This is a genomic window from Taklimakanibacter lacteus, from assembly GCA_003576695.1.
In the GTDB taxonomy this organism is placed as follows: domain Bacteria; phylum Pseudomonadota; class Alphaproteobacteria; order Rhizobiales; family Aestuariivirgaceae; genus Taklimakanibacter; species Taklimakanibacter lacteus.
The window spans coordinates 146730-166431 of the sequence record QOZQ01000004.1 but is presented as its reverse complement, the minus strand read 5'-3'; the positions used below and the strand labels follow the sequence as shown (position 1 = coordinate 166431).

The 19702-nt window shown below is 62.0% G+C and carries 20 protein-coding genes and 1 pseudogene; 6 read left to right on the top strand and 15 right to left on the bottom strand.

The window, feature by feature from the left end:
* Position 1: 1 nt before the first annotated feature.
* The 3 genes from DT068_RS09005 to DT068_RS08995 all read right to left on the bottom strand — a co-directional run bounded on the left by DT068_RS09005 (position 2) and on the right by DT068_RS08995 (position 3822).
* Positions 2-1525 carry a sugar ABC transporter ATP-binding protein gene (locus DT068_RS09005; protein ID WP_368904584.1) on the bottom strand — a complete coding sequence of 508 codons (1524 nt, stop codon included), beginning with the start codon at positions 1523-1525 and terminating at the stop codon, positions 2-4.
* 3 nt (positions 1526-1528) lie between these two features.
* A complete protein-coding gene (locus DT068_RS09000; RefSeq protein WP_162914084.1) occupies positions 1529-2572 on the bottom strand; it encodes an ABC transporter permease in 1044 nt (347 codons plus the stop codon).
* 248 nt (positions 2573-2820) lie between these two features.
* The gene (locus DT068_RS08995) at positions 2821-3822 is read right to left on the bottom strand and encodes a sugar ABC transporter substrate-binding protein (protein ID WP_162914083.1); all 1002 of its coding nucleotides are present in this window, start codon (positions 3820-3822) and stop codon (positions 2821-2823) included.
* A 185-nt stretch (positions 3823-4007) separates the two neighbouring features.
* On the opposite strand from DT068_RS08995, the gene nanR reads away from it, so the two are divergent.
* The 4 genes and pseudogenes from nanR to DT068_RS08975 all read left to right on the top strand — a co-directional run bounded on the left by nanR (position 4008) and on the right by DT068_RS08975 (position 8480).
* Complete coding sequence (gene nanR, locus DT068_RS08990; protein ID WP_119389481.1) at positions 4008-4751, top strand: transcriptional regulator NanR; 744 nt, start codon at positions 4008-4010, stop codon at positions 4749-4751.
* A gap of 161 nt (positions 4752-4912) precedes the next feature.
* A complete protein-coding gene (locus DT068_RS08985; RefSeq protein WP_119389480.1) occupies positions 4913-5782 on the top strand; it encodes a phosphogluconate dehydrogenase C-terminal domain-containing protein in 870 nt (289 codons plus the stop codon).
* 4 nt (positions 5783-5786) lie between these two features.
* Positions 5787-6548: an SDR family NAD(P)-dependent oxidoreductase gene (locus DT068_RS08980; protein ID WP_119389479.1), complete on the top strand. Its 762-nt coding sequence runs from the start codon at positions 5787-5789 to the stop codon at positions 6546-6548.
* 154 nt (positions 6549-6702) lie between these two features.
* Positions 6703-8480, top strand: a pseudogene (locus DT068_RS08975) (SLC13 family permease).
* 157 nt (positions 8481-8637) lie between these two features.
* Here DT068_RS08975 and DT068_RS08970 read toward each other — a convergent pair.
* From DT068_RS08970 to DT068_RS08960, 3 genes are read right to left on the bottom strand one after another with little or no spacing between them, the layout of a single operon-like run.
* Positions 8638-10011 (bottom strand): ATP-binding protein, encoded by a 1374-nt coding sequence (locus DT068_RS08970; protein ID WP_119389478.1) that lies wholly within the window; start codon positions 10009-10011, stop codon positions 8638-8640.
* 9 nt (positions 10012-10020) lie between these two features.
* Entirely contained in the window at positions 10021-10704 is a 684-nt protein-coding gene (locus tag DT068_RS08965; protein ID WP_119389477.1) for a response regulator, read from the bottom strand.
* The gene (locus DT068_RS08960; RefSeq protein WP_119389476.1) at positions 10701-11204 is read right to left on the bottom strand and encodes a MarR family winged helix-turn-helix transcriptional regulator; all 504 of its coding nucleotides are present in this window, start codon (positions 11202-11204) and stop codon (positions 10701-10703) included. Before DT068_RS08960 ends, DT068_RS08965 begins: the two co-directional genes overlap by 4 nt.
* A 158-nt stretch (positions 11205-11362) precedes the next feature.
* Here DT068_RS08960 and DT068_RS08955 point away from each other — a divergent pair, with 158 nt between their 5' ends.
* The gene (locus DT068_RS08955) at positions 11363-12250 is read left to right on the top strand and encodes a branched-chain amino acid aminotransferase (protein WP_119389475.1); all 888 of its coding nucleotides are present in this window, start codon (positions 11363-11365) and stop codon (positions 12248-12250) included.
* Positions 12251-12253: 3 nt separating this feature from the next.
* On the opposite strand, the gene DT068_RS08950 is transcribed toward DT068_RS08955, so the two are convergent.
* The 9 genes from DT068_RS08950 to DT068_RS08910 all read right to left on the bottom strand — a co-directional run bounded on the left by DT068_RS08950 (position 12254) and on the right by DT068_RS08910 (position 19208).
* Positions 12254-12550, bottom strand: coding sequence for a DUF3175 domain-containing protein (locus DT068_RS08950; RefSeq protein WP_119389474.1), 297 nt, complete (start codon positions 12548-12550; stop codon positions 12254-12256).
* Positions 12551-12631: 81 nt separating this feature from the next.
* Positions 12632-13714, bottom strand: a complete 1083-nt coding sequence (locus tag DT068_RS08945) for a tetratricopeptide repeat protein (RefSeq protein ID WP_119389473.1) — start codon at positions 13712-13714, stop codon at positions 12632-12634.
* 1 nt (position 13715) lies between these two features.
* The gene (locus DT068_RS08940) at positions 13716-14882 is read right to left on the bottom strand and encodes a tetratricopeptide repeat protein (protein ID WP_162914082.1); all 1167 of its coding nucleotides are present in this window, start codon (positions 14880-14882) and stop codon (positions 13716-13718) included.
* Between the two features lie 131 nt (positions 14883-15013).
* On the bottom strand, positions 15014-15268 hold the full coding sequence (gene moaD / locus DT068_RS08935) for a molybdopterin converting factor subunit 1 (protein ID WP_119389471.1): 255 nt from the start codon (positions 15266-15268) through the stop codon (positions 15014-15016).
* Entirely contained in the window at positions 15265-15873 is a 609-nt protein-coding gene (gene pgsA, locus DT068_RS08930; protein WP_119389470.1) for a CDP-diacylglycerol--glycerol-3-phosphate 3-phosphatidyltransferase, read from the bottom strand. Before pgsA ends, moaD begins: the two co-directional genes overlap by 4 nt.
* Positions 15870-17789, bottom strand: coding sequence for an excinuclease ABC subunit UvrC (gene uvrC / locus DT068_RS08925; protein ID WP_368904583.1), 1920 nt, complete (start codon positions 17787-17789; stop codon positions 15870-15872). The genes pgsA and uvrC overlap by 4 nt, the downstream gene beginning before the upstream one ends.
* A 155-nt stretch (positions 17790-17944) precedes the next feature.
* The gene (locus tag DT068_RS08920; RefSeq protein WP_119389468.1) at positions 17945-18544 is read right to left on the bottom strand and encodes an ATP-dependent Clp protease proteolytic subunit; all 600 of its coding nucleotides are present in this window, start codon (positions 18542-18544) and stop codon (positions 17945-17947) included.
* Positions 18541-18897 (bottom strand): SRPBCC family protein, encoded by a 357-nt coding sequence (locus DT068_RS08915; protein WP_119389467.1) that lies wholly within the window; start codon positions 18895-18897, stop codon positions 18541-18543. Before DT068_RS08915 ends, DT068_RS08920 begins: the two co-directional genes overlap by 4 nt.
* The gene (locus DT068_RS08910; RefSeq protein ID WP_119389785.1) at positions 18894-19208 is read right to left on the bottom strand and encodes an ArsR/SmtB family transcription factor; all 315 of its coding nucleotides are present in this window, start codon (positions 19206-19208) and stop codon (positions 18894-18896) included. The genes DT068_RS08915 and DT068_RS08910 overlap by 4 nt, the downstream gene beginning before the upstream one ends.
* A gap of 138 nt (positions 19209-19346) precedes the next feature.
* Here DT068_RS08910 and DT068_RS08905 point away from each other — a divergent pair, with 138 nt between their 5' ends.
* On the top strand, positions 19347-19697 hold the full coding sequence (locus DT068_RS08905) for a DUF6152 family protein (protein WP_119389466.1): 351 nt from the start codon (positions 19347-19349) through the stop codon (positions 19695-19697).
* The last annotated feature ends 5 nt before the right edge of the window (positions 19698-19702 follow it).

Below are 19702 nucleotides of genomic sequence, written 5' to 3'. Positions count from 1 at the left end.
TTCAGCCCGCCTCGGCACGCGGTGGCCGCGTGACCGCTCCCATCAGGATTTCGCGATCAAATGCGGCCCGCGCGAAGCTTCCGGTCAGCTCGCCGCGATAAATGGTCAATATGCGGTCTGAAAGCCCCATGAGCTCTTCGATTTCGGATGAGATCAGCAGCACCGCACTTCCCGCTTCGACCAGGGCGTTGATGATCCGATAGACTTCCTGCTTGGCACCGACATCTATGCCGCGGGTGGGCTCATCCAGGATGAACAGCTTCGGCATGCGCATGAGCCACTTGCCGATGACGATCTTCTGCTGGTTTCCGCCGGAGAGATGCTTGGCCCGGGTCTCGACGACCCGATCGGTCGAGAGATGAACGCGACCGGCCATCGTCTTGCTCTCGGTCACGACCTTTCTCCATTCGAGCATGCCGGCGGCTCGGGCGAATCTCCCGAGCGCGGCCAGAATCGTGTTCTCCGCAATCGAGAAATCCATGAGCAGCCCCTCGCCACGCCGGTCTTCGGTCAGGAACGCCATGCCCGCATCGATGGCCTCGCGCGGCGTCGGATTTGCGAGCACTTTGTCACCGACAATGATCCTTCCACGTGAGAAGGCATCGAGGCCGAAGATCATCCGCGCGAGCTCGGACCGCCCCGATCCCATGAGGCCACCCAGCCCGACGACTTCGCCCTCCTTGATATCGAATGTGATGTCCTTCGCGACACCGGGCTGAGCGAGTCCCTCTACGCGCAGGACGGGATCCGCGCGCGGCGGAACCATACGCTCCGGGTAAATCGTATCGATCGCGCGGCCGACCATGAGACTGATGATCCTGGCGAGGGAAAATTCATCGCGCGGCCCGCCGCCGAGCACCGCGCCGTCACGCAGGACCGTGATGCGCTCGCACACCGCCATGACGTCATCGAGCGCGTGGCTGATATAGATCATGCCGATGCCGCGAGCCTTGAGGCGCGCGATGATGGTAAAAAGCCGGTCGACCTCGTGGCGCGTCAGCGATGTCGTGGGCTCGTCGAATATGACGACTTTCGCATTCATCGAGATGGCCTTGGCGATCTCGATCAGCTGACGCTCGCCTTGCGAAAGGCGCGCCACGGGAGTAGTCGGCGGCAAGTCGAGCTCGACTTCCCTCAGGAGCTGGACGGCGCGCGCCCGCACCGCCCTCCTGTCGATCAACGGCAGCATGCGGTGCTTCGGCAGGCGCTCGATGAACAGGTTCTCCTCGATCGAGAGATTGCCGAACAGATTGAGCTCCTGGTGGATGAAGGCGATCCCGGCACTGGCGGCCCCTTTCGGCGACAGGGGATGATAGGGAGCGCCATTCAGGCTCATCTCGCCCGCATCGGGCTTGAGGACTCCGCCGATGATATTCACGCATGTGGACTTGCCGGAGCCGTTCTCGCCCACGAGGCCGAGCGCCTCGCCGGGGAACACATCGAAATCGACGCCATGGAGGACGCGGACGCCGAAGAAGCTCTTGGCAAGCCCGCTTACGGAGAGCAGTGGTCGTGCTTCGCTCAACGCCTAGTGCTCCACGAAGATGCGATTTCGCAATGTGTCGAGAGTCGCGGCGGCGAGTATCACCGCGCCCTTGATGATGAAGATGAGGAAAAGCGATGCGCCGAGCAGCTTCAGCGTGGTGTCGAGAAGAACGAGGAACAGGACGCCCGAGAGCGTCCAGACGATCTTGCCCTTGCCGCCGAACAGGCTGGTGCCGCCGATGACCACCGCGCCGATCACGTCGAGGAGGACATTTTCCCCGAGGATCGGCGAGCCGGTCTGCAGCCGGGACGACATCAGGATGCCGGTCAGCGCGGCGCAGACCCCGCAGATCGTGAAGGCCAGGATGATCGTGCTCTCGACCGGAATGCCCGAAACACGCGCCGTTCGCCGATTGGCGCCGACCGCATAGATCCAGCGCCCCAGCATGGTGCGCGACAGTGTCACATGCGCCCCTATCACGACGATGACCGCGATCAGGACCGGCAACAGAGGCAGCGTGAGCACCGACTCGCCGATCGGAAGGGTCAGCACGACGAAATCATAGAGGCCCGTGAACAGCGGCGGAAGGTCGGCGATCGAGGAAGACGTCGTGTGGAAGGTCGTGTACCAGATCGCGAGGCCCGCAAAGAACATGCGCGTCGCCAGGGTCACGAGGAAAGGCGGCATGTTGAGCCGCGTCACCGACAGGCCGTTGAGCAACCCGACCGCGCCACCGACGCCCAGCATGGCGAGGATCGCCGGAAGCACGCCCCCATTGCCGGGCAAATAGCCGCCGGCCTGCGTCATGATCGATGCGCCGACCACGGCGGAAAGGGCAATGACGGCGGTAATCGACAGATCTATGCCCGCAATGACCAGTACGAAGGTCTGCCCCACCGCGACAATCAGCAAAGGCGACATGTCGGCGATCATGTTGCCGGCCACCTCGGCCGAAAAGAGAACCGGAACGAATGGATAGGCCGCGAGCGCATAGAGAGCGCAGAGCAGCAGGACAAAATATTCCGACCTCACGAGCCGGCCCGCGAAGCCGCCGCGCCGGGCTTGGCGCCCGGCATCAGGGACCATCCCTGCCCTGCCCGCCGGCATTGCCAGGGGTGGTGTATGTTCAGTGGCCGCCAAGGCTTTTTCTCTCGTGAATGGGTCAGATCACGATGAGTCTGAATTGAGACAATCCAAACTCACGGACGTGATCGATTCTGATATCGAGAGCGGGATTCTTGCGAAGAGCCGGGGCTCGTTTTTTCGCATCCCGCTCCGGGAGTGACAGACCATCGCGGCCGCGGCCGGATGGTCTGTGCGGGAGGCCGAAAGCCTCAGCCCGGATTTGCTTCCTTCCACAGAACATAACCCCACATTTCACCCTTCTTCTCTTCCATGTTCGCCTGGGTGATCGCGAAGCCCGGATCAAGCAGGAGCTTTTCGACCTTCTGACCGGCCTTCAGGTCGAGGATGGCCTGGATGGCGAGGGTCGTCTCATAGAAGAGGTTCTGCACACCGCAGGCATCCATGAACTTGTCCTTCATCAGCCCGTAGGCGGCGGGAAAGCCGTCGAAACCGGTGAAGATTACATGCTTGTCATCGCCGATCGGCGCCCATTTGTCGGCCGCTTCCAGCGCCTGCTGGATTTGCGGGATCAGGAAGTCCGAGGAGGTGAAGAGGAAGGAGATATCGGGGTTGGCTTGCAACGCGTTGGTGAGCCCCGCAAAGGCCTTGTCGGCGTCCCATTCGGTTGGAATGCGGGCCACGACGTCGATCACATCCTTGTATTGCCCGACGGCTTCGTCGAAGCCGTCACGACGCTGGATGGCGTTGGGATCGCCGAGATTGCCGATGAGGATGGCGGCCTGGTGTTTCTTGCCCGACGCCTTCGCGACCTCGCAGGAATAGAGCACGGCATCCCTGGCGATCTTCTGATTGTCGGCCTGAATGGCGACCGAGAAGGCTTCCGATTGCGCCGGCGGCCGGTTGAAATGCACCATCGGAACATTTGCCGCGTTGGCTGCCTTGATCGCCGGAATGACGGCATTCGAGTCGGTCTGGACGATGATGATGCCCTCGACCTTCTGCGCGATGGCGGCTTTGACCTGCTCGAACTGCTTGTTATCATCCTTGTCCGAGATCGCTTCCATGATCTTGAAGCCGCGTTTCTCGAGATCGGCTCGAATGATCTTGATGCCGGCGACCCAGAACTCCGAATAAAGACCGTCGAACAGGACGGCGATCGTCTTGTCGCCCTCGGCACGGACGGCGACGGTCAGGCCCGACATCGCGGCGAGCCCCATCAGCGTTCCGACTGTGAAATCACGTCTGTTCATGGACATTTTTGTTTCCTCCCTGTTTCGCGGTTGATGCCGCGTTGGCTGCGGAAGATGGGCTCGGCCCCGATCTTCCGGCACGATTCATGATGTCATCATACCAGTTTGTCAATTGCTTTTATACGCCCGGTGACTATTTTATGGTTATCTCACCTTCCTCAGCCAGGTCAGGATCGATGCCTTCAATGCTACCCATCAAACGACGGAAACTCTCGAACGACGTGCTTGACCGGCTCGTTTCGGCCATCACCTCGGCCGAATTCCCGCCCGGATCCCAGATGCCCTCGGAGCGCGAGCTCATGCTGCGCCTCGATGTCGGCCGGCCGGTCGTGCGCGAGGCGATGCAGAAGCTCGAGCAAATGGGCCTCTTGCGCATTTCCCATGGCGAACGCGCGCGCGTCGTCAATCCGACGCCGAACGACGTCGTCGAGCAGGTGTCGGGCGCCATGGTGATGATGCTGGCCACCGGCTCGCGCGCCCTCGACGACCTCAAGGAAGCGCGGCTGTTGATGGAAACCGGCATGGTCCGGATCGCGACGCGCCGCGCAACCGGCGCCGATCTTGACCGCCTAGCCCAGGCGCACCGCAATCTGGCCGCGGCGCGCGCCAACACCGAGCGATTCGTCGCCTGCGACATGGCGTTCCACTGCCTGATCGCCGAGATTTCCGGCAACCAGCTGTTTGCCGCCGTGACACGGGGAATGCTCGACTGGATGTCGCGCTTCAAGCGCGAGCTGGTTTCGGTGCGCGGCGCCGATCGGATCACCATCGCCGAGCATGAAAAGATCTACCGCGCCATAGCGGCCGGAGACGCCGATGGGGCAGCGGCTGCCATGGCAGAGCATCTCCTGCGGGCAAACAGCCTTTACTCGCAGCTCCTGAAAGAGGGACCGCAGGCCCACGACACCGCTTCGCGGGAAGGCAACTAGCCGCCGCGGCCACCTTGGGGAACCGCTCCCTCTCTCAATTTGTTAGCGCACGAAAACTGGTATGATGACATGATAAATAAAATCATATAAGGGAGTCGCGCGGGCGACGCCCGTGCAAGGTCGTCCCGAACGATCAAACAGCACAAAGGGAGGTTGATGACATGGCTTCAAAAGTTGAACCGGCGGCAGGCAAGGCGTCGATCGCGATCCTGGGCTCGGGCGGGAAGATGGGCTTTCGCATCACCCGCAAGCTCATCGATGCCGGCTATGACGTGCGGGCGGTGGAAATCGGCGAAGCGGGCCGCCAACGGCTCGTCGAGGCCGGCATAGCGGCGATCGATGTCGAGCGCGGGATCGCCGGCGCGCAGGCTGTCATCTTTGCGCTTCCCGACAACATCATCGGCCGGGTCGCGCGCGACATCTCGCCGAAACTCGCATCAGGCACGATGCTGCTGATCCTCGACGCGGCCGCCCCCTATGCCGAAGACATGCCGAAGGACAGGCCGGATCTGACCTATTTCGTCGGGCATCCCTGTCACCCGCCGCTCTACAGCACGACGACACAAGGGGCTGAGCGTGTCGACTACCATGGCGGCGTGGCGCCACAGTCGATCGTCTGCGCGCTGATGCAGGGACCGGAAGAGCACTACGCCCTGGGCGCCCGGATCTGCGAGGCGATGTGGTCTCCGATCATCAGGACATACCGGGTCAGCGTCGAGCAGCTCGCGATCCTGGAGCCGGGCCTGTCCGAAATGCTCGCAATGGCGTTCGTCGACACGATGGTCGAAGCGGTGGACGAATGCGCCAAGCAGGGCATACCGCGCGAAGCGGCCTTCGATTTCCTGATCGGCCATCTCAATGTCGAGATTGCCATGTGGTTCGGCTATTCCCCCAAGGTTCCATCCGATGCGGCCCTGCGCCTGATGCGCTTCGCCAAGGAGAAAGTCGTCAATCCGGGGTGGCGTGAAGCCCTGAAGCCCAAGCTCGTCAAGGAAGCGGCGGAGCTCATCGTCTTCGGCAAGGGCGCGTAGATCCATGCCCGGGCGATTGCAGGACAAGATAGCCATCGTCACCGGCGCGGCGCGCGGCATCGGCGCGGCGATCGCCCACCGCTTCGCCTGCGAGGGCGCCGGGGTTGCAGCACTCGATGTCGCAGAGACGGCGCCGCAGGCAGCGGCGCCGGATCACCGGCCGCATCCGAACATACGGTCCTGGCGTTGCGATGTGACGGACCGGCGGATGGTCGAAGGTATCGTGGCGGATATCGCTGAAACTCTTGGAGAGCCGGACGTGCTCGTCAACAACGCCGGCATCGTCCTCAACGGATCGGTCGAAGAGATGGCGGAAGACGACTGGGATCGCATCTTCGCCGTGAATGTGAAGAGCGTCTATCTGCTGAGCCGGTCGGTGATCCCGCTGATGCGCGCCAAAGGCGGCGGATCGATCGTCAATGTGGCCAGTGAAAGCGCCTTCATCGGCTTTCCCATGCATCACGCCTATTGCGCGACCAAGGCGGCGGTCGTGCATCTCGGCCGGTCCATGGCAACGCGCTATGCGGCGGACCGGATCAGGGTGAACGCGCTCTGCCCGGGCACCATCGATACCGGGATGTATCGCCACTTCCTGTCCCAGCAAAGTGACCCCTCTGCCGTCGACAGGCAGATTCGGGACATGCATCCTCTTGGCCTCGGCACTGTCGATGACATCGCCTGGGCCGCCGTTTATCTCGCTTCCGATGAATCGAAATATACGACCGGCGCGCCGATGCTCGTTGACGGAGGCTCAACCGCACTGTGAGCCGGGAGCGGCCCGCAGCCCGATCTCTCGGACGTTCGGGGCAAGGGAGATTTCCTCCGGAAGCGCTTGGACCTTCAGCCTGAAGCCCCGCCACTGGTAAACTTCCGATCCCTGCCCTAGCCTCACCTGGAAGCAGGAATTCCGGGGATCGACGATGGATCATCCGCAACTACTGGCGCTCGCGACCATCGTCGCGATGATGGCGCTTTTTGCCTGGGGGCGCCTCAGATATGATCTCGTCGCGGTCATCGCCCTGATCGCGGCCTTTGTGATCGGCATCGTCCCGGCGGAGAAGGCCTTCACCGGCTTCTCCAGCGACATCGTCATCATCGTCGCCAGCGCGCTGATCCTGAGTGCTGCCGTCTCGCGCTCGGGGCTGGTCGAACTCGCCATGAGCCGGGCCCGCTTCGATCTGTCGAAGCCACGCAGCCAGATCGTGACGCTGACGGCCTGCGTTGCGGCCCTCTCGGCTTTCGTCAAGAATATCGGTACGCTGGCGATGTTCCTGCCGATCGCCTTCAAGCTGGCGCGCCGCAGCGGAACCTCCCCCTCGTTGCTGCTGATGCCGATGTCCTTCGCCTCGCTCCTCGGCGGCCTCATCACCCTGGTCGGCACCTCGCCCAACATCATCGTCTCGCAAGCGCGCGAGAAGATGCTGGGCACGCCGTTCCGGATGTTCGACTTCGCTCCTGTCGGCATCGGCCTGACGCTGGCCGGCATCGCCTTCCTGGCCTTCGGCTACAGATTGCTGCCGACCGGACGGCGAGCGGCCGCCTCGATCGAGGCGGCCTTCAATCTCGATGCCTATGCGACCGAGGTGACGGTTCCTCCCGACTCGCCCTTTGTCGGCAAATCGCTCAGCGATATCGAGAAGCGGGCGGAAGACGAGCTCGATGTCGCGGTCCTGATCCGCGGCGGGCTCAACCGGTCCAACCCGCCGAGGAACACCAAGATCCGCGCCGACGATCTGCTGATCCTGCATGGAGAGCCTGCGGTGCTGGAAAGGGCCGTTGCGGCTGGAAAGCTGACGCTGGTCCGCCAGGACAAGCGTCCGGCGAAGGAAACGGCGAGCGACGAGATCGGCGTGATGGAGGCCGTCATCGGCAATGAATCGCCCTCATCGGCCGCACCGTCTCGCAGAACCAGCTCTTCGACCGCTATGACCTCAATCTGCTCGCGGTCAGCCGCCGCGGCAGCCGCATCACCCATCGGCTCAATTCGGTGCGGCTCAAGGCCGGCGATGCCATCGTGCTGCAGGGAAACATGCGCTTCATGCCGGAAACGCTGGGCGAGCTCGCCTGCCTTCCCTTGGCGGAAAGACCGCTGAGCCTCGGGCGTGGCCGCAATACCTATTTGCCGATCGGCATATTGGCGCTGGCCATGCTGCTGGTGGCGCTGGGCGTCGTGCCGGTGGCCATCGGTTTCTTCATCGCCGCAACGCTCGTCATCATCGCCGACTGCATCAGCCTGCGCGAGGCCTATAACGCGATCGACTGGCCGATCCTCGTGATGCTGGGCGCCCTCATTCCCGTCAGTGACGCAGCTCAATCCACCGGCCTGACGGACACGATGGCGCAGCTAATTTCCCTGCTCACGGACTTCCTGCCGCGATGGGGCTATGTCGCCTTGCTGCTGCTCATCGCCATGTGCGTGACGCCCTTTCTCAACAATGCGGCAACGGTGCTGATCCTGGCACCGATCGCCGCATCATTGGCGACATCGCTCAAGATCAGTCCCGACCCGCTCCTGATGGCGGTCGCCATCGGCGCGGGCTGTGATTTCCTCACCCCTATCGGGCACCAATGCAATACGCTGGTGATGGGCCCGGGCGGCTATCGCTTCGGCGATTATTGGCGCCTGGGACTGCCACTGTCCCTGATCGTGCTCTTCGCCGGCGTGCCACTGATATTGTTGTTCTGGCCTACCGGCTGACCGGGGCGGCCTTGCGAACACCGAGCAACAAGGCAACCAGCGAAACTCTCGCGATCGAATTTCATGTCGGGCAGTAAGCCCCGGCACGGAGAAGCAGTTCCCGTCGGGACGGCGATTTTCCTCTGTGTGATGTTTTGATATTAAAACGGTATAACGCTCACACCGGAATCCTCACCACGGCGCGCAGGCCGCCGAGCGGACTTTCCTCGAGCGTGATGTCGCCGCCATGGGCGCGCGCAATGTCACGGGCGATCGAAAGGCCGAGCCCGGTCCCCGTCTCGTCCTGATTGCGCGCCTCGTCGAGCCGGAAGAACGGCCGGAACACGTCTTCGCGCATATTGGCGGGGATGCCGGGCCCATTGTCGTCGATCACGATCACCAGGCGATTGGTCTTCGCCTTGACCCTGATCGCGATCTCCTCGCCGAAGCGCGCCGCATTGGCGATCAGGTTGACGATAAGGCGGCGGAAGGCATTGGGCTTGACCTTGGCGACGAGATCGGGCGCCATATCGACGGAAACCCGGGAGTTGGGCTTGGCCCCGGTCTTCACGGCCCCTTCGACCATGCGGGTGATATCGGAAGCCTCCGCCTTCTCACCGCCGGCGCCACGGGCGAAGTTCATATAGGCCTCGAGCATCGTCTGCATTTCCTCGACATCGCCCTTGAGCGCCATCACCTTGTCATTGTCGCCGAGGAAGGCGAGCTCGAGCTTGAAGCGGGTGAGGATGGTGCGCAGGTCATGGCTGACGCCGGCCAGCATCGCGGTGCGCTGGTCGACATGGCGCTCAATGCGCTCCTTCATGTTGAGGAAGGCCTGCGCCGCCTGGCGCACTTCCGTGGCACCCCGCGGGTTGAAGTCGCTCACATCGCGGCCAAGACCGAAGCTTCTCGCCGCATGCGCCAGCTCCAGGATCGGCTTGATCTGCTTGCGCATGAAGACGATGGCGATGGAGAGCAGGATCAGCATCGACATGAACATCCAGCTCAGCAGCGAGTTGGTGTTCGCGGCGAAAGCGCGTTCATCCTCGGCCAGGATGCGGAAGACCGTGCCCTTCTCGACCTCGATGCGGATATCGACATAGCCGACCTTGCCGGTGCTGTCGATCCAGAACGGCTTGCCGCTGTTGTTGAGATAGGCACTGAGGCGGCTGTCGACCATCGACAGCCACGGCGTCGGCACCGGCGGCGGCAATTCGGCATTGTGCTCGATATCGAGATTGAGCCGCAAGGTCTTGTTCGCCATCTGCTCGATCTCGCCGACGTCGTCCGGCGTCTTGGCCGACTTGTCGTAGAGCTCGATGATGAGATTGATCTCGCGCGACAACGAGCGGGCCAGCACCTTGGTGACGTTGTCCCAGTGCCGGTCGAGGATGATGCCGACCATGATGCATTGCAGGAGCACGATCGGAGCGATGACGATGATGAGCGAGCGCTGATAGAGTCCGGCCGGCAGATAGCGCTCGAGGAAACGGTTGAACTTCCAGTAGAAGCTGTGTTCGACCTTCCTTGCGGTCTCGGTGACGGCGCTCATCTGGCATCCTCAGTCTATATGCAGAGTATAGCCTGCCCCGCGCACGGTTTGCAGATAAACCGGGTTGGACGGGTCTTCCTCGATCTTCTGGCGCAGGCGGTTGATCTGAACATCCACGGTTCGGGCATTGTCCTCTGCCCCGTCGGGGGAAAGCTCGGCGCGGGTGATCGGCTTGCCGGCATTCTGGATGAAGAGGCGCAGGAGTTCCCGCTCCCGCGTCGTCAGCTTGACCAGATCGCCATTGCGCCTGAGCTCGCCGCGCGTCACGTTGAACAGGCAGTCGCCGAACCGCACATCGACCCGATGGTCGACCGGTGGCGCCGCCCGGCGCAGCAGGTTCTGCACCCTGAGCAGCAATTCCCGGGGCTCGAAGGGCTTCGGCAGGTAATCATCGCTTCCCGCCATCAATCCGTTGATCCGGTCCTCGATCTCCGACAGCGCCGACAGCATGAGGATGGGGATCCGCTCCTGTGCGCCGCGCAACGACTGCGCCAGCGCCGTGCCGCTCTCGCCCGGCATCATCACATCGAGAATGAGTAGGTCGAAGGTGAGGCCGCGCATCCGCTCACGCGCCCCCGCCGCCGTCGGCGCGACCGAGACGCGGAAGCCGTTCTCCGCCAGATAGGACTGCAGGAGCTCGCGGATGCGGCGGTCATCGTCGATGACCAGTATATGCGGCTTCTCCTCTGTCATTCCTTCGTCTGCTCCGCGCGACTCTTCAGCCAGTCGCTCACCGCCCGGCGGTTCTCCGGGCTGATCAGATGATACAGCACGGTGCGGTAGGAGGGCTCCGTCTTTTCGCCCGCCTCGCTGAGCGCGCGGATGATGCGCTCGCCCTGCGGCGCCATCAGCTTGAGCCTGAGTGCCTCGCCTTCCCTGGTGAGGAACAGGAGTCTCTGTCTTCGGTCGAGATCGCCCGGGCGCTGATAGACAAGGTCCTTCTCGATCAGGTCGCGCAGCACGCGGCCGAGGCTCTGCTTGGTGATGCCCAGTATGCCGAGGAGCTGCGCCACCGTCATGCCGGGATTGCGGCCGACAAAATGCACGACCCGATGATGGGCGCGCCCGAAGCCCCATTCCGCCAGGATTGCGTCGGGATCGGAGGTGAAATCGCGATAGGCGAAGAACAGGAGCTCGATGAGGCTGACGATTTCCTCATCACCCACATCGCGGCCAGAAATTATGTCAGCCATATTGACGTATTTTCCGAAGTTTGTTATAAGAGGTCACAATCGCAAGAAACCTTATTGCGTCATGTCGGCCGAATATTCGGACAGCCGTAGTGACATATAGGCCGAACCGCCGCTGCGTGCAAAAATGCCAAGCAGCCGGAAAAATTGGGAGAAGTGCCATGGCGATCGTTCCTTTTGACCAGCGCGAAGGCGTCATCTGGATGAACGGCGAATTCGTGCCGTGGAAGGATGCCAAGGTCCATGTGCTGACCCACGGCCTGCATTATGGCAGCGGCGTTTTCGAGGGCGAGCGCGCCTATGGCGGCGAAATCTTCAAGCTGACCGAGCACAGTCAGCGCCTGATCGACTCGGCCGAGATCCTCGACATGAAGATCCCCTATACGGTGGCCGAGATCGACGCCGCCTGCCGCGAGACCCTGAAACGGCAGGGTTTTGCCGACGCCTATGTCCGCCCGATCGCCTGGCGCGGGTCGGAAATGATGGGCGTCGCCGCGCAGAACACCAAAATCAATCTCGCCATCGCCATCTGGCAGTGGCCGGCCTATTTCGATCCGGCCCAGCTCGAAAAGGGCATCGGGCTCGACATTGCCGAATATCGCCGGCCCGATCCGATGACCGCCCCCTCAAAGGCGAAGGCCGTCGGCCTCTACATGATCTGCACCATTTCCAAGCACAAGGCCGAGCGCAAGGGCTATGCCGACGCCATGATGCTCGACTGGCGCGGCCGCGTTGCCGAATGCACCGGCGCCAATATCTTCTTCGTGAAGGATGGCGAGATCCACACGCCGACACCCGACTGCTTCCTCGACGGCATCACCCGGCGCACCGTCATCGGCCTCGCCCAGAAGCGCCAGATCAAGGTCATCGAGCGCGCCATCATGCCGGAAGAGCTGAAGGGCTTCGAGCAGTGCTTCATCGTCGGCACGGCCGCCGAGGTGACGCCGGTCGGCGAGATCGGTCCCTACAAGTTCACCGTCGGCGATCTCACCCGCGCGCTGCGTTCGGATTATCTGAACGAAGTGCAGCCGAAGAAGAAGGCGGCCTGATCCTCAATCCTCCTTGCGCGCCCGGCCGAACTGGGCGCGCAATTCGTCCTTGGCGCGCTCCAGCACGTTTTTCTGGGCCTTGGGCAGATCCTTGCCGCCGCGATTGACATAGAAGGTCAGCATCGACATGGCGGAGCGGAAGGCGCCGGATTTTCGCCGCCTGCTGTGCTCCGCCGAGCGTTTCAGCGATGCTGCGATGCGCTTGGGGCTCTTCCAGGTGAAGACGCCTTTGTCGAGATCGAGCGCATCGCTCTTCTCCGTGACGTCCTGCGACCAGCGTTTCTGGGGAGCGGTGCTCATCCATGCCTCTCACTCGACGCACAACCCCAGGGAAGGAGAATGGTTCCTGAGAGTCCGCGATCGAGTTTCTTGCATTTGCCGCTATATCGGGCTTCCCAGGCCATCGCTGCATTTCGGCGTGGCGAAGCAGGCAGAGATCAGCTTCATCAGACCCGGATCGGCAACGCCGTTGATCGTGACTTCAGTATATCCTTGGTTACGCAGATAGACCTGCATGCGCAGCACGGTCCTGCGGTCGCCGCTACGCAGCGCCCGGCCGATATCCTCTTCTGCTTCCCGGCTTTTGCCCGTTCTTTGATAAAGGATCGAGCGTTTAAACAGCAAAGGCATGTGCTCATCCGGATTTGCCTTGCGCAGAGCCGATGTAAGATCCGCTATCGCCTCCTCATCGCGCCCCAGTGCCTGATAGTAGGAAGCCCGCGCCTCGAAAACATTGGCCTGGACCAGTCCCACAGGTGAGCGATCGATGGCGGTGGTCAGGAGAGCCGCTGCCTTGTCGACTTCACCCAGGCGATTGTAGATGCGCGCGGCCGGAATATTGGGGTCCTCGATGCCGAGCCAGCCCTGGGAAACATAGGAAGGATCGTAACTTTCTCCCGCTTTCCTATAGGCCTCGGCGGCATGCTTATATTCGTTCACCATTTCATAAGCTTGCCCGGCCTCGTAGCTGGCTCTCATATGGTGAGGATCTTCATCGAGAGCTTCGCTGAAGAACTGCAAGGCGCGGTCGGGCAGCTGGAGGGCGGCATTGGCGCGTCCGAGCATGACCAGAAGCTCGACGTTGCGAGGGTTGCTCGCGAGCGCCGGCTCAAGGAGCCTGACCGCATCATGCCCTTTGGTTTCGAAGATAAACCATTCCGCCCTATTGAGGATTGCCGGCACATAGGTCGGATCGGCGGCTACGGCTGCGTCCAGCATACCGGGCCACTGACTGAAGCCATCCGGTTTCATTCGCACGAGGCGACCCAATTGAACCAGCGCTCGCGCACGATCGCGCGGCGAGGCAGATGAAGCGTGCATGACCCTGTCACAAGCATCTTGCCGCTGCTGCTCGCCCGCAGTCGCGGCCTCGCACTGTTCCAGGTCGGATGCTAGAGAGTAATCGCTGAGAACGGTGAGCCCCGCTGTCAGGGCGAGGCCGAAGACCGAAGTCCGCGCAAACATCTCAGTAGCACTCCGGATCTGCGATGCAGGCTCTCATCCCGTTGCGAAACTCTTCGCCGGAGCTGTCGGCGGAGGCATAACCGAGCTCGACCACCAACCGCTGCGTCCGGCGCAATATCTCCCGATCGTTTCGGAACGCCTCTTCATAGTCGAGCAGGGCCTGGTCACCAAGGCCAAGCTTTTTGTTTATATAAGCGCGCAACTGGAATCCCTCTCCACGGACCGGTGAGGTTCGCTGGGCCAGCCAGTCGGCCTCGGCCATGGCCTCGCCCATTTTCTCAAGGGAGAAAAGCGTCCAGGCCTTTCCCCGCCGCGCATCCACATCGGCAGGATCAAGCTCGACGGCATGGCTGTATTCCTTGAGCGCGTCACTCTCCTTGTTTTGGCCTCTTAGAATTTGACCGCGAAGCACGAAGGCCGAGGCGACATTGGGGTAATGCGCGATCAGCCAGTTGACGCCCTCAAGCGCCTCCTCGTTCCGCCTGGCGAAAATCAGGTATTTCGATCGCTCATATCGAACGTAGCCGCTGAACGGATATGTTCCACGCCTCGGACCGCCAGAACGGAAAGAAACCTTGTCAAGTTCGCCCGCATCATGCGCCAGTATGGTGTCGAACTCCTTCAACATACCTTCAAGATCACCACGCATGTAGTTCTTGTAGGCAAGGTTGAGCCGCGCGAGGTGAAAATCGGGCTTGATTTCGAGGGATTGCCGCAAGGCTTCGAGCGCCCTGGCCGAATTCGGCTCGATGCTTGTAAATAAATAACTCAGCGCAAACAGTCCCTCGGCATTGTGAGGCTCCTGAGCGAGTACTTCTTCGATATCGCGGCTAGCCTCCTCCCATTGCCCGAATGTGAGATAAATCCAAGCGCGCCGGACGTAGGCCGGGACGAGTTGCCGGTTACCCTGGATGGCAAGATCGACATCGGCCAGTGCCGGACCGAACTTGTCCATCCAATAGAGCGCTTCTGCCCGCTTGAAATAGAGAAAGGACTTCTGCTTCGTGTCCAATGCCGCTTGCAGAGCATGGTCGCAGGCAATGAACTGGTTCTCGGAGTCCGTGAACGCATTGCCGTCGCGACAATCATCGTAAGGCGAAGCCGCAGATTGACCAGAAGCTGTCAGCACCAGGCACGCGGCAATAGGCAACCATTTCAAATGAAACATCGATTCGCCCCCGGATAACATCGCAGTCGATAGTCACATCCGGGGTTGAACTTCCTGCTAACCGGACAGTTCAAATTTTAATCGTTGCTCAAGAAGAACAAAAAGAAGAAAGCCCGAAAACGGTGGAATCCCTATCCCCCGGTGACCGGCGGGAAGAAGGCGATCTCGCGCGCGCCGGCGATCGGCGTGTCGAGCGGCGCATGTGCCTGGTCGATGGCAGCGCGGATGATGCGCGGATCGGCGAAGGCCGCGGCATAGGATTCATCGCGGCCTTTGAGGAAATCGATCAGCATGCTGACGGTCTTGACCTCGCCTGGGATCGCGATGTCCTCCTCCCCCTTGCCGATGATCTGACGCATGCGGGCGAAATAGAGAATCTTCGTCACTTGTCTTCCATCACATGGCCGATGCCGGCCCGGAAATAATCATAGCCTGTATAAAGCGTGAGCGCCGCGGCGATCCACAGGCAGAACAGGCCGAATTCGCTGACATAGGGAAGGATCTTGTCGCCGGCGGGCCCGGCGATGAGGAAGCCGATGGCGATCAGCTGCACCGTCGTCTTCCATTTGGCCACCTTGGTCACCGGCACCGAGACGCGCAGTTCCGCCAGGAATTCGCGCAGGCCCGACACCAGCACCTCGCGGGTGAGGATGATGACCGCCGCCCACAGATGCGCATCATCGATGGTGCGATCGGCCGCGAGCACCAGAAGCACGACGGCGACCAGCACCTTGTCGGCAATCGGGTCGAGCATGCGCCCCAGGGCCGATTGCTGGCTCCAGCGCCTGGCCAGATAACCGTCGAAGAAATCGGTGATGGCCGCCGCGATGAAGAAAGCGAGCGCCGTCCAGCGCGCCGCATCACCGCCCCACAGGATGAGCCCCGCCACCAACGGCACCGCGACCAGCCGCCCATAGGTGAGCAGATTGGGCAGGCTCAGCGCATGGCGCTGGCTTTCCTTCTGGGCCAATTTCGTTACGGCATCGCTCATGGAGCGCCCTCGTGGAAGTGGTCATAGATAGCCTGGGCCAGAGCGTTATTCACCCCTTCGACCTTTGCCAGATCGGCAAGGCTGGCCCGCGCCACCGCCTTGGCCGATCCAAAGGCCTGTAATAAGGCTTTTTTGCGAGTCGGGCCAATACCCGCGATCTCGTCCAGCGGGTTGAGGGCAATGGCCCTGGCGCGCTTCGCCCGATGGCTGCCGATGGCGAAGCGGTGCGCCTCGTCCCTGAGGCGCTGGATATAGTAAAGCACCGGGTCGCGCCCCTCGATCATGAAAGACGGCTTGTCAGGCACATAGAAATGCTCCCGGCCGGCATCCCGGTCTGGTCCTTTTGCGACGCCCGCGATGCAGAGATCGGCAATGCCGAGATCGGCCAGCACGGCGCGCGCCGCATTGAGCTGGCCCTGGCCGCCGTCGATCAGCACAAGATCCGGCCAGGCCTGCGGCTGGTCGGGGCTCGTCTCATTGGCGGGCTCCCGTTCACCATGTTCCTTAAGCAAGCGCGAGAACCGCCGCGTCAGCACCTCGCGCATCATGCCGAAATCATCTCCCGGCGTCAGGTCCTCGGCGCGGATATTGAACTTGCGATATTGCGATTTGAGGAAGCCTTCGGGCCCCGCGACGATCATGCCGCCCACCGCCTGGGCGCCCTGGATATGGGAGTTGTCATAGACCTCGATGCGGCGCGGCGCTTCCGCCAGGCCGAAGACGCGGGCGACCCCGGCCAGGAGCTTGGCCTGGGAGGAGGATTCGGCGAGCTTGCGGCCCATGGCCTCGCGCGCATTGGTGACCGCATGCTCGACCAGCGCCTTCTTCTCGCCGCGCTGCGGCACCGCGATCTCGACCTTGCGGCCGGCATGGGTGGCAAGCGCCTCCTCGAGCAGCGCCGTCTCCTCGATCTCATGCGACAGGAGGATCAGGGGCGGAATGGGCTTGTCGTCATAGAACTGCGCCAGGAACGAGCCCAGCACCTCCGCCGCGGCCAGGGACTTGTCGGCGCGCGGGAAATAGGGCCGGTTGCCCCAGTTCTGCCCGGCGCGGAAGAAGAAAACCTGGATGCAGGTCTGCCCGCCCTCCTGTGCCAAGCCGAAGACATCGGCTTCTTCCACGCCTTGCGGGTTGATGCCCTGCTCGGAGGTGACGAAGCTCATCGCCTGGATACGGTCGCGGTAGCGGGCAGCACTTTCGAAATCGAGCTTCTCGGACGCCTCTTCCATCAGCCGCGCCAGATCGGCCTTCACCGCCTTGCTCTTTCCGTTGAGGAAGGCTTCCGCCTCGTCCACCAGCTCATTGTATTTGTCGGCCGCGATCTCGCCTACACAGGGCGCCGAGCAGCGCTTGATCTGATAGAGCAAGCACGGCCTGGTGCGGTTCTCGTAAACGCTGTCGGTGCAGGAGCGCAGAAGAAAGGCCTTCTGCAAGGCGTTGATCGTGCGGTTGACGGCACCGGCCGAGGCGAAGGGCCCGAAATAGCTGCCCTTGTGCGAGCGCGCACCGCGATGCTTGACGATCTGGGCGACCTCATGGTCCTTGCGGATCAGGATATAGGGAAAGGACTTGTCGTCGCGCAAAGAGACGTTGAAGCGGGGCCGGAGCTTCTTGATCAGATTGGCTTCGAGGAGAAGCGCCTCGGCCTCCGTCTCGGTGGTCACGAACTCCATATTGGCGGTGAGCGAGATCATCGCCGCGATGCGGTTGGTGTGGCCGCCGAGCCTGATATAGCTCGCCACCCGGTTCTTCAGGCTCCTCGCCTTGCCGACATAGAGAACATCGCCCTTGGCATCGAACATCCGGTAGACGCCGGGCCTGTTGGGCAGCGTCTTCAGATGGGCGCGGATGACATGCGGACCAGGGCCATCGCCCACGGCCTCTTCATCCGCAATGATGTCTTCCGGTTCGTCCATGGGCCCAATATCGTGATTCCAGCCTGATAGCGCAAATAGCATGGGAACCGCCCGAAAATGACAGCAGGTGCCCGCGGAAGCCTCTCCGCCGGTCCCGCCAGCCTAAGGCCACGGAGATAAGGTTTCCTGCAGGAATTCCCGAAAATGACGCCTATTCAGGCGGCTTTGCCGGCCCTGACCTCATAGACATGATCGACGAGGCCCCAGTCACGCGCCTCTTCCGCCGTCATGAAGAAATCACGGTCGAGGGTGCGCTCGACCTCTTCGGTGCTGCGCTTGCAGTGCCTGGCATAGAGCCCGATCATGCGCTTCTTCATCTTGATGATGTCCTGGGCGTGGCGCTCGATATCGGAGGCCTGGCCCTGGAACCCGCCGGAAGGCTGATGCAGCAGGATGCGGGCATTGGGCAGCGAGATGCGCCGGCCCGGCGTACCGGCCATCAGGAGAAACGACGCCATCGACGCGGCGAAGCCCATGCACACGGTCGAGATCGGGCATTTGATATATTGCATCGTGTCGTAAATGGCGAAACCGCTGGTCACCACGCCGCCCGGCGAGTTGATATACATGGCGATTTCCTTGCCCGCCCCTTCCGCCTCGAGGAACAGGAGCTGGGCGCAGATGATCGCCGACATGTTGTCGTCGATCTGGCCGTTGAGGAAAACGATGCGCTCGCGCAGCAGACGCGAGAAGATATCGAAGGAACGCTCGCCGCGGCTCGACTGCTCGATGACGACCGGAACGAAATTGCTCATGCCGCCCTCATCATCATGATCTCGCCATTGTCATTGGCGGCGGGCGCCACCATCGCGAAGCCTTCATGCACGATGCGCAGGTGCGTGCCGCCCGCTTGCGTCTCGCTCAATTCGAAGGTGACGACGGTATCGAGGCTGTTGCCCTCGTCATCGCGCTCGTCACGGCGGCTGCGCCAGGAGCAGCGCAGCAGTTGCCCGGGCTGCGCTTCCATCACCCGGCAATCGACGTCATCCGGCACCAGCCAGGCCTTGACGAGATGAGGTTCGGTCAGCGCCCGCCAGACCTTGCCGGGTGCCGCATCGAGATCGCATTCGGTGATGATCCTGTCGTCGGCCATGCTTTCGTCGCTCATTCATCCATTCCTTTGAGAACATCCCTCAGCTTCTCGATGCGTTCGGGCCAGAAGACACGATAGCGCTCCACCCAGCTGGCGAGGGGCGCAATGCCCTTCGGATCCGCGCGGTAATAGGCGAAGCGTCCCTGGCGCCGCTCACTGACGAGCCCAGCCCCCTTGAGCATCGCCAGATGCTGCGAGATGGCGGGTTGTGAGACCGCGAAATGGCTCTTCAGCTCGCTGACGCTCATTTCGCGCGCCGCCACCCGCTCGAATACGGCGCGCCGCGTCGGGTCGGCCAGGGCACGGAAAATCTCGGTCTCAACCATGATCAATATATAAGTATATACTTATACAAAAAGCAAGCCTCTTCACATTCCCGGGAGACCGGGGCCTTCTTCATTGTCGTCGTGGCCTCAGCCGCTAGATTGGCAATGACGGCTCTCGCCTCATGAAGGAGGATCGCTATGCACCGGCAACTGACCGCCGCTCTCCTCTTCACTTTGAGTGCCGCCACCGCGGCATCGGCCCATCATGGCTGGGGCAGCTATGACTCAGCCGGGAAATTCACCATCGAAGCCCCGATCGACATGATCGCCTGGCAGAACCCGCATGCCCATGTGATGCTGAAATATGAGAATGCCACCTGGGAAATCACCCTCGCCCCGATCTCGCGCATGAGCAACAGGGGCCTGAGCGAGGCGATGCTCAAGACCGGCACCATGATCAAGGCGGAGGGCTATCCCTCGACACGGCGCGAGCATGAGATGCGGGCCGAGCGGATCACCGTCGACGGCAAGGTCTATGAGATGCGCTGACCGGC

Coding starts and splice junctions, on each gene's coding strand:
- DT068_RS09000 (WP_162914084.1), bottom strand. CDS start 2,572: ATGGTCCCTGATGCCGGGCGCCAAGCCCGGCGCGGCGGCTTCGCGGGC.
- DT068_RS08995 (WP_162914083.1), bottom strand. CDS start 3,822: ATGAACAGACGTGATTTCACAGTCGGAACGCTGATGGGGCTCGCCGCG.
- nanR (WP_119389481.1), top strand. CDS start 4,008: ATGCTACCCATCAAACGACGGAAACTCTCGAACGACGTGCTTGACCGG.
- DT068_RS08985 (WP_119389480.1), top strand. CDS start 4,913: ATGGCTTCAAAAGTTGAACCGGCGGCAGGCAAGGCGTCGATCGCGATC.
- DT068_RS08980 (WP_119389479.1), top strand. CDS start 5,787: ATGCCCGGGCGATTGCAGGACAAGATAGCCATCGTCACCGGCGCGGCG.
- DT068_RS08970 (WP_119389478.1), bottom strand. CDS start 10,011: ATGAGCGCCGTCACCGAGACCGCAAGGAAGGTCGAACACAGCTTCTAC.
- DT068_RS08965 (WP_119389477.1), bottom strand. CDS start 10,704: ATGACAGAGGAGAAGCCGCATATACTGGTCATCGACGATGACCGCCGC.
- DT068_RS08960 (WP_119389476.1), bottom strand. CDS start 11,204: ATGGCTGACATAATTTCTGGCCGCGATGTGGGTGATGAGGAAATCGTC.
- DT068_RS08955 (WP_119389475.1), top strand. CDS start 11,363: ATGGCGATCGTTCCTTTTGACCAGCGCGAAGGCGTCATCTGGATGAAC.
- DT068_RS08950 (WP_119389474.1), bottom strand. CDS start 12,550: ATGAGCACCGCTCCCCAGAAACGCTGGTCGCAGGACGTCACGGAGAAG.
- DT068_RS08945 (WP_119389473.1), bottom strand. CDS start 13,714: ATGTTTGCGCGGACTTCGGTCTTCGGCCTCGCCCTGACAGCGGGGCTC.
- DT068_RS08940 (WP_162914082.1), bottom strand. CDS start 14,882: ATGTTTCATTTGAAATGGTTGCCTATTGCCGCGTGCCTGGTGCTGACA.
- pgsA (WP_119389470.1), bottom strand. CDS start 15,873: ATGAGCGATGCCGTAACGAAATTGGCCCAGAAGGAAAGCCAGCGCCAT.
- uvrC (WP_368904583.1), bottom strand. CDS start 17,789: ATGGACGAACCGGAAGACATCATTGCGGATGAAGAGGCCGTGGGCGAT.
- DT068_RS08920 (WP_119389468.1), bottom strand. CDS start 18,544: ATGAGCAATTTCGTTCCGGTCGTCATCGAGCAGTCGAGCCGCGGCGAG.
- DT068_RS08915 (WP_119389467.1), bottom strand. CDS start 18,897: ATGAGCGACGAAAGCATGGCCGACGACAGGATCATCACCGAATGCGAT.
- DT068_RS08910 (WP_119389785.1), bottom strand. CDS start 19,208: ATGGTTGAGACCGAGATTTTCCGTGCCCTGGCCGACCCGACGCGGCGC.
- DT068_RS08905 (WP_119389466.1), top strand. CDS start 19,347: ATGCACCGGCAACTGACCGCCGCTCTCCTCTTCACTTTGAGTGCCGCC.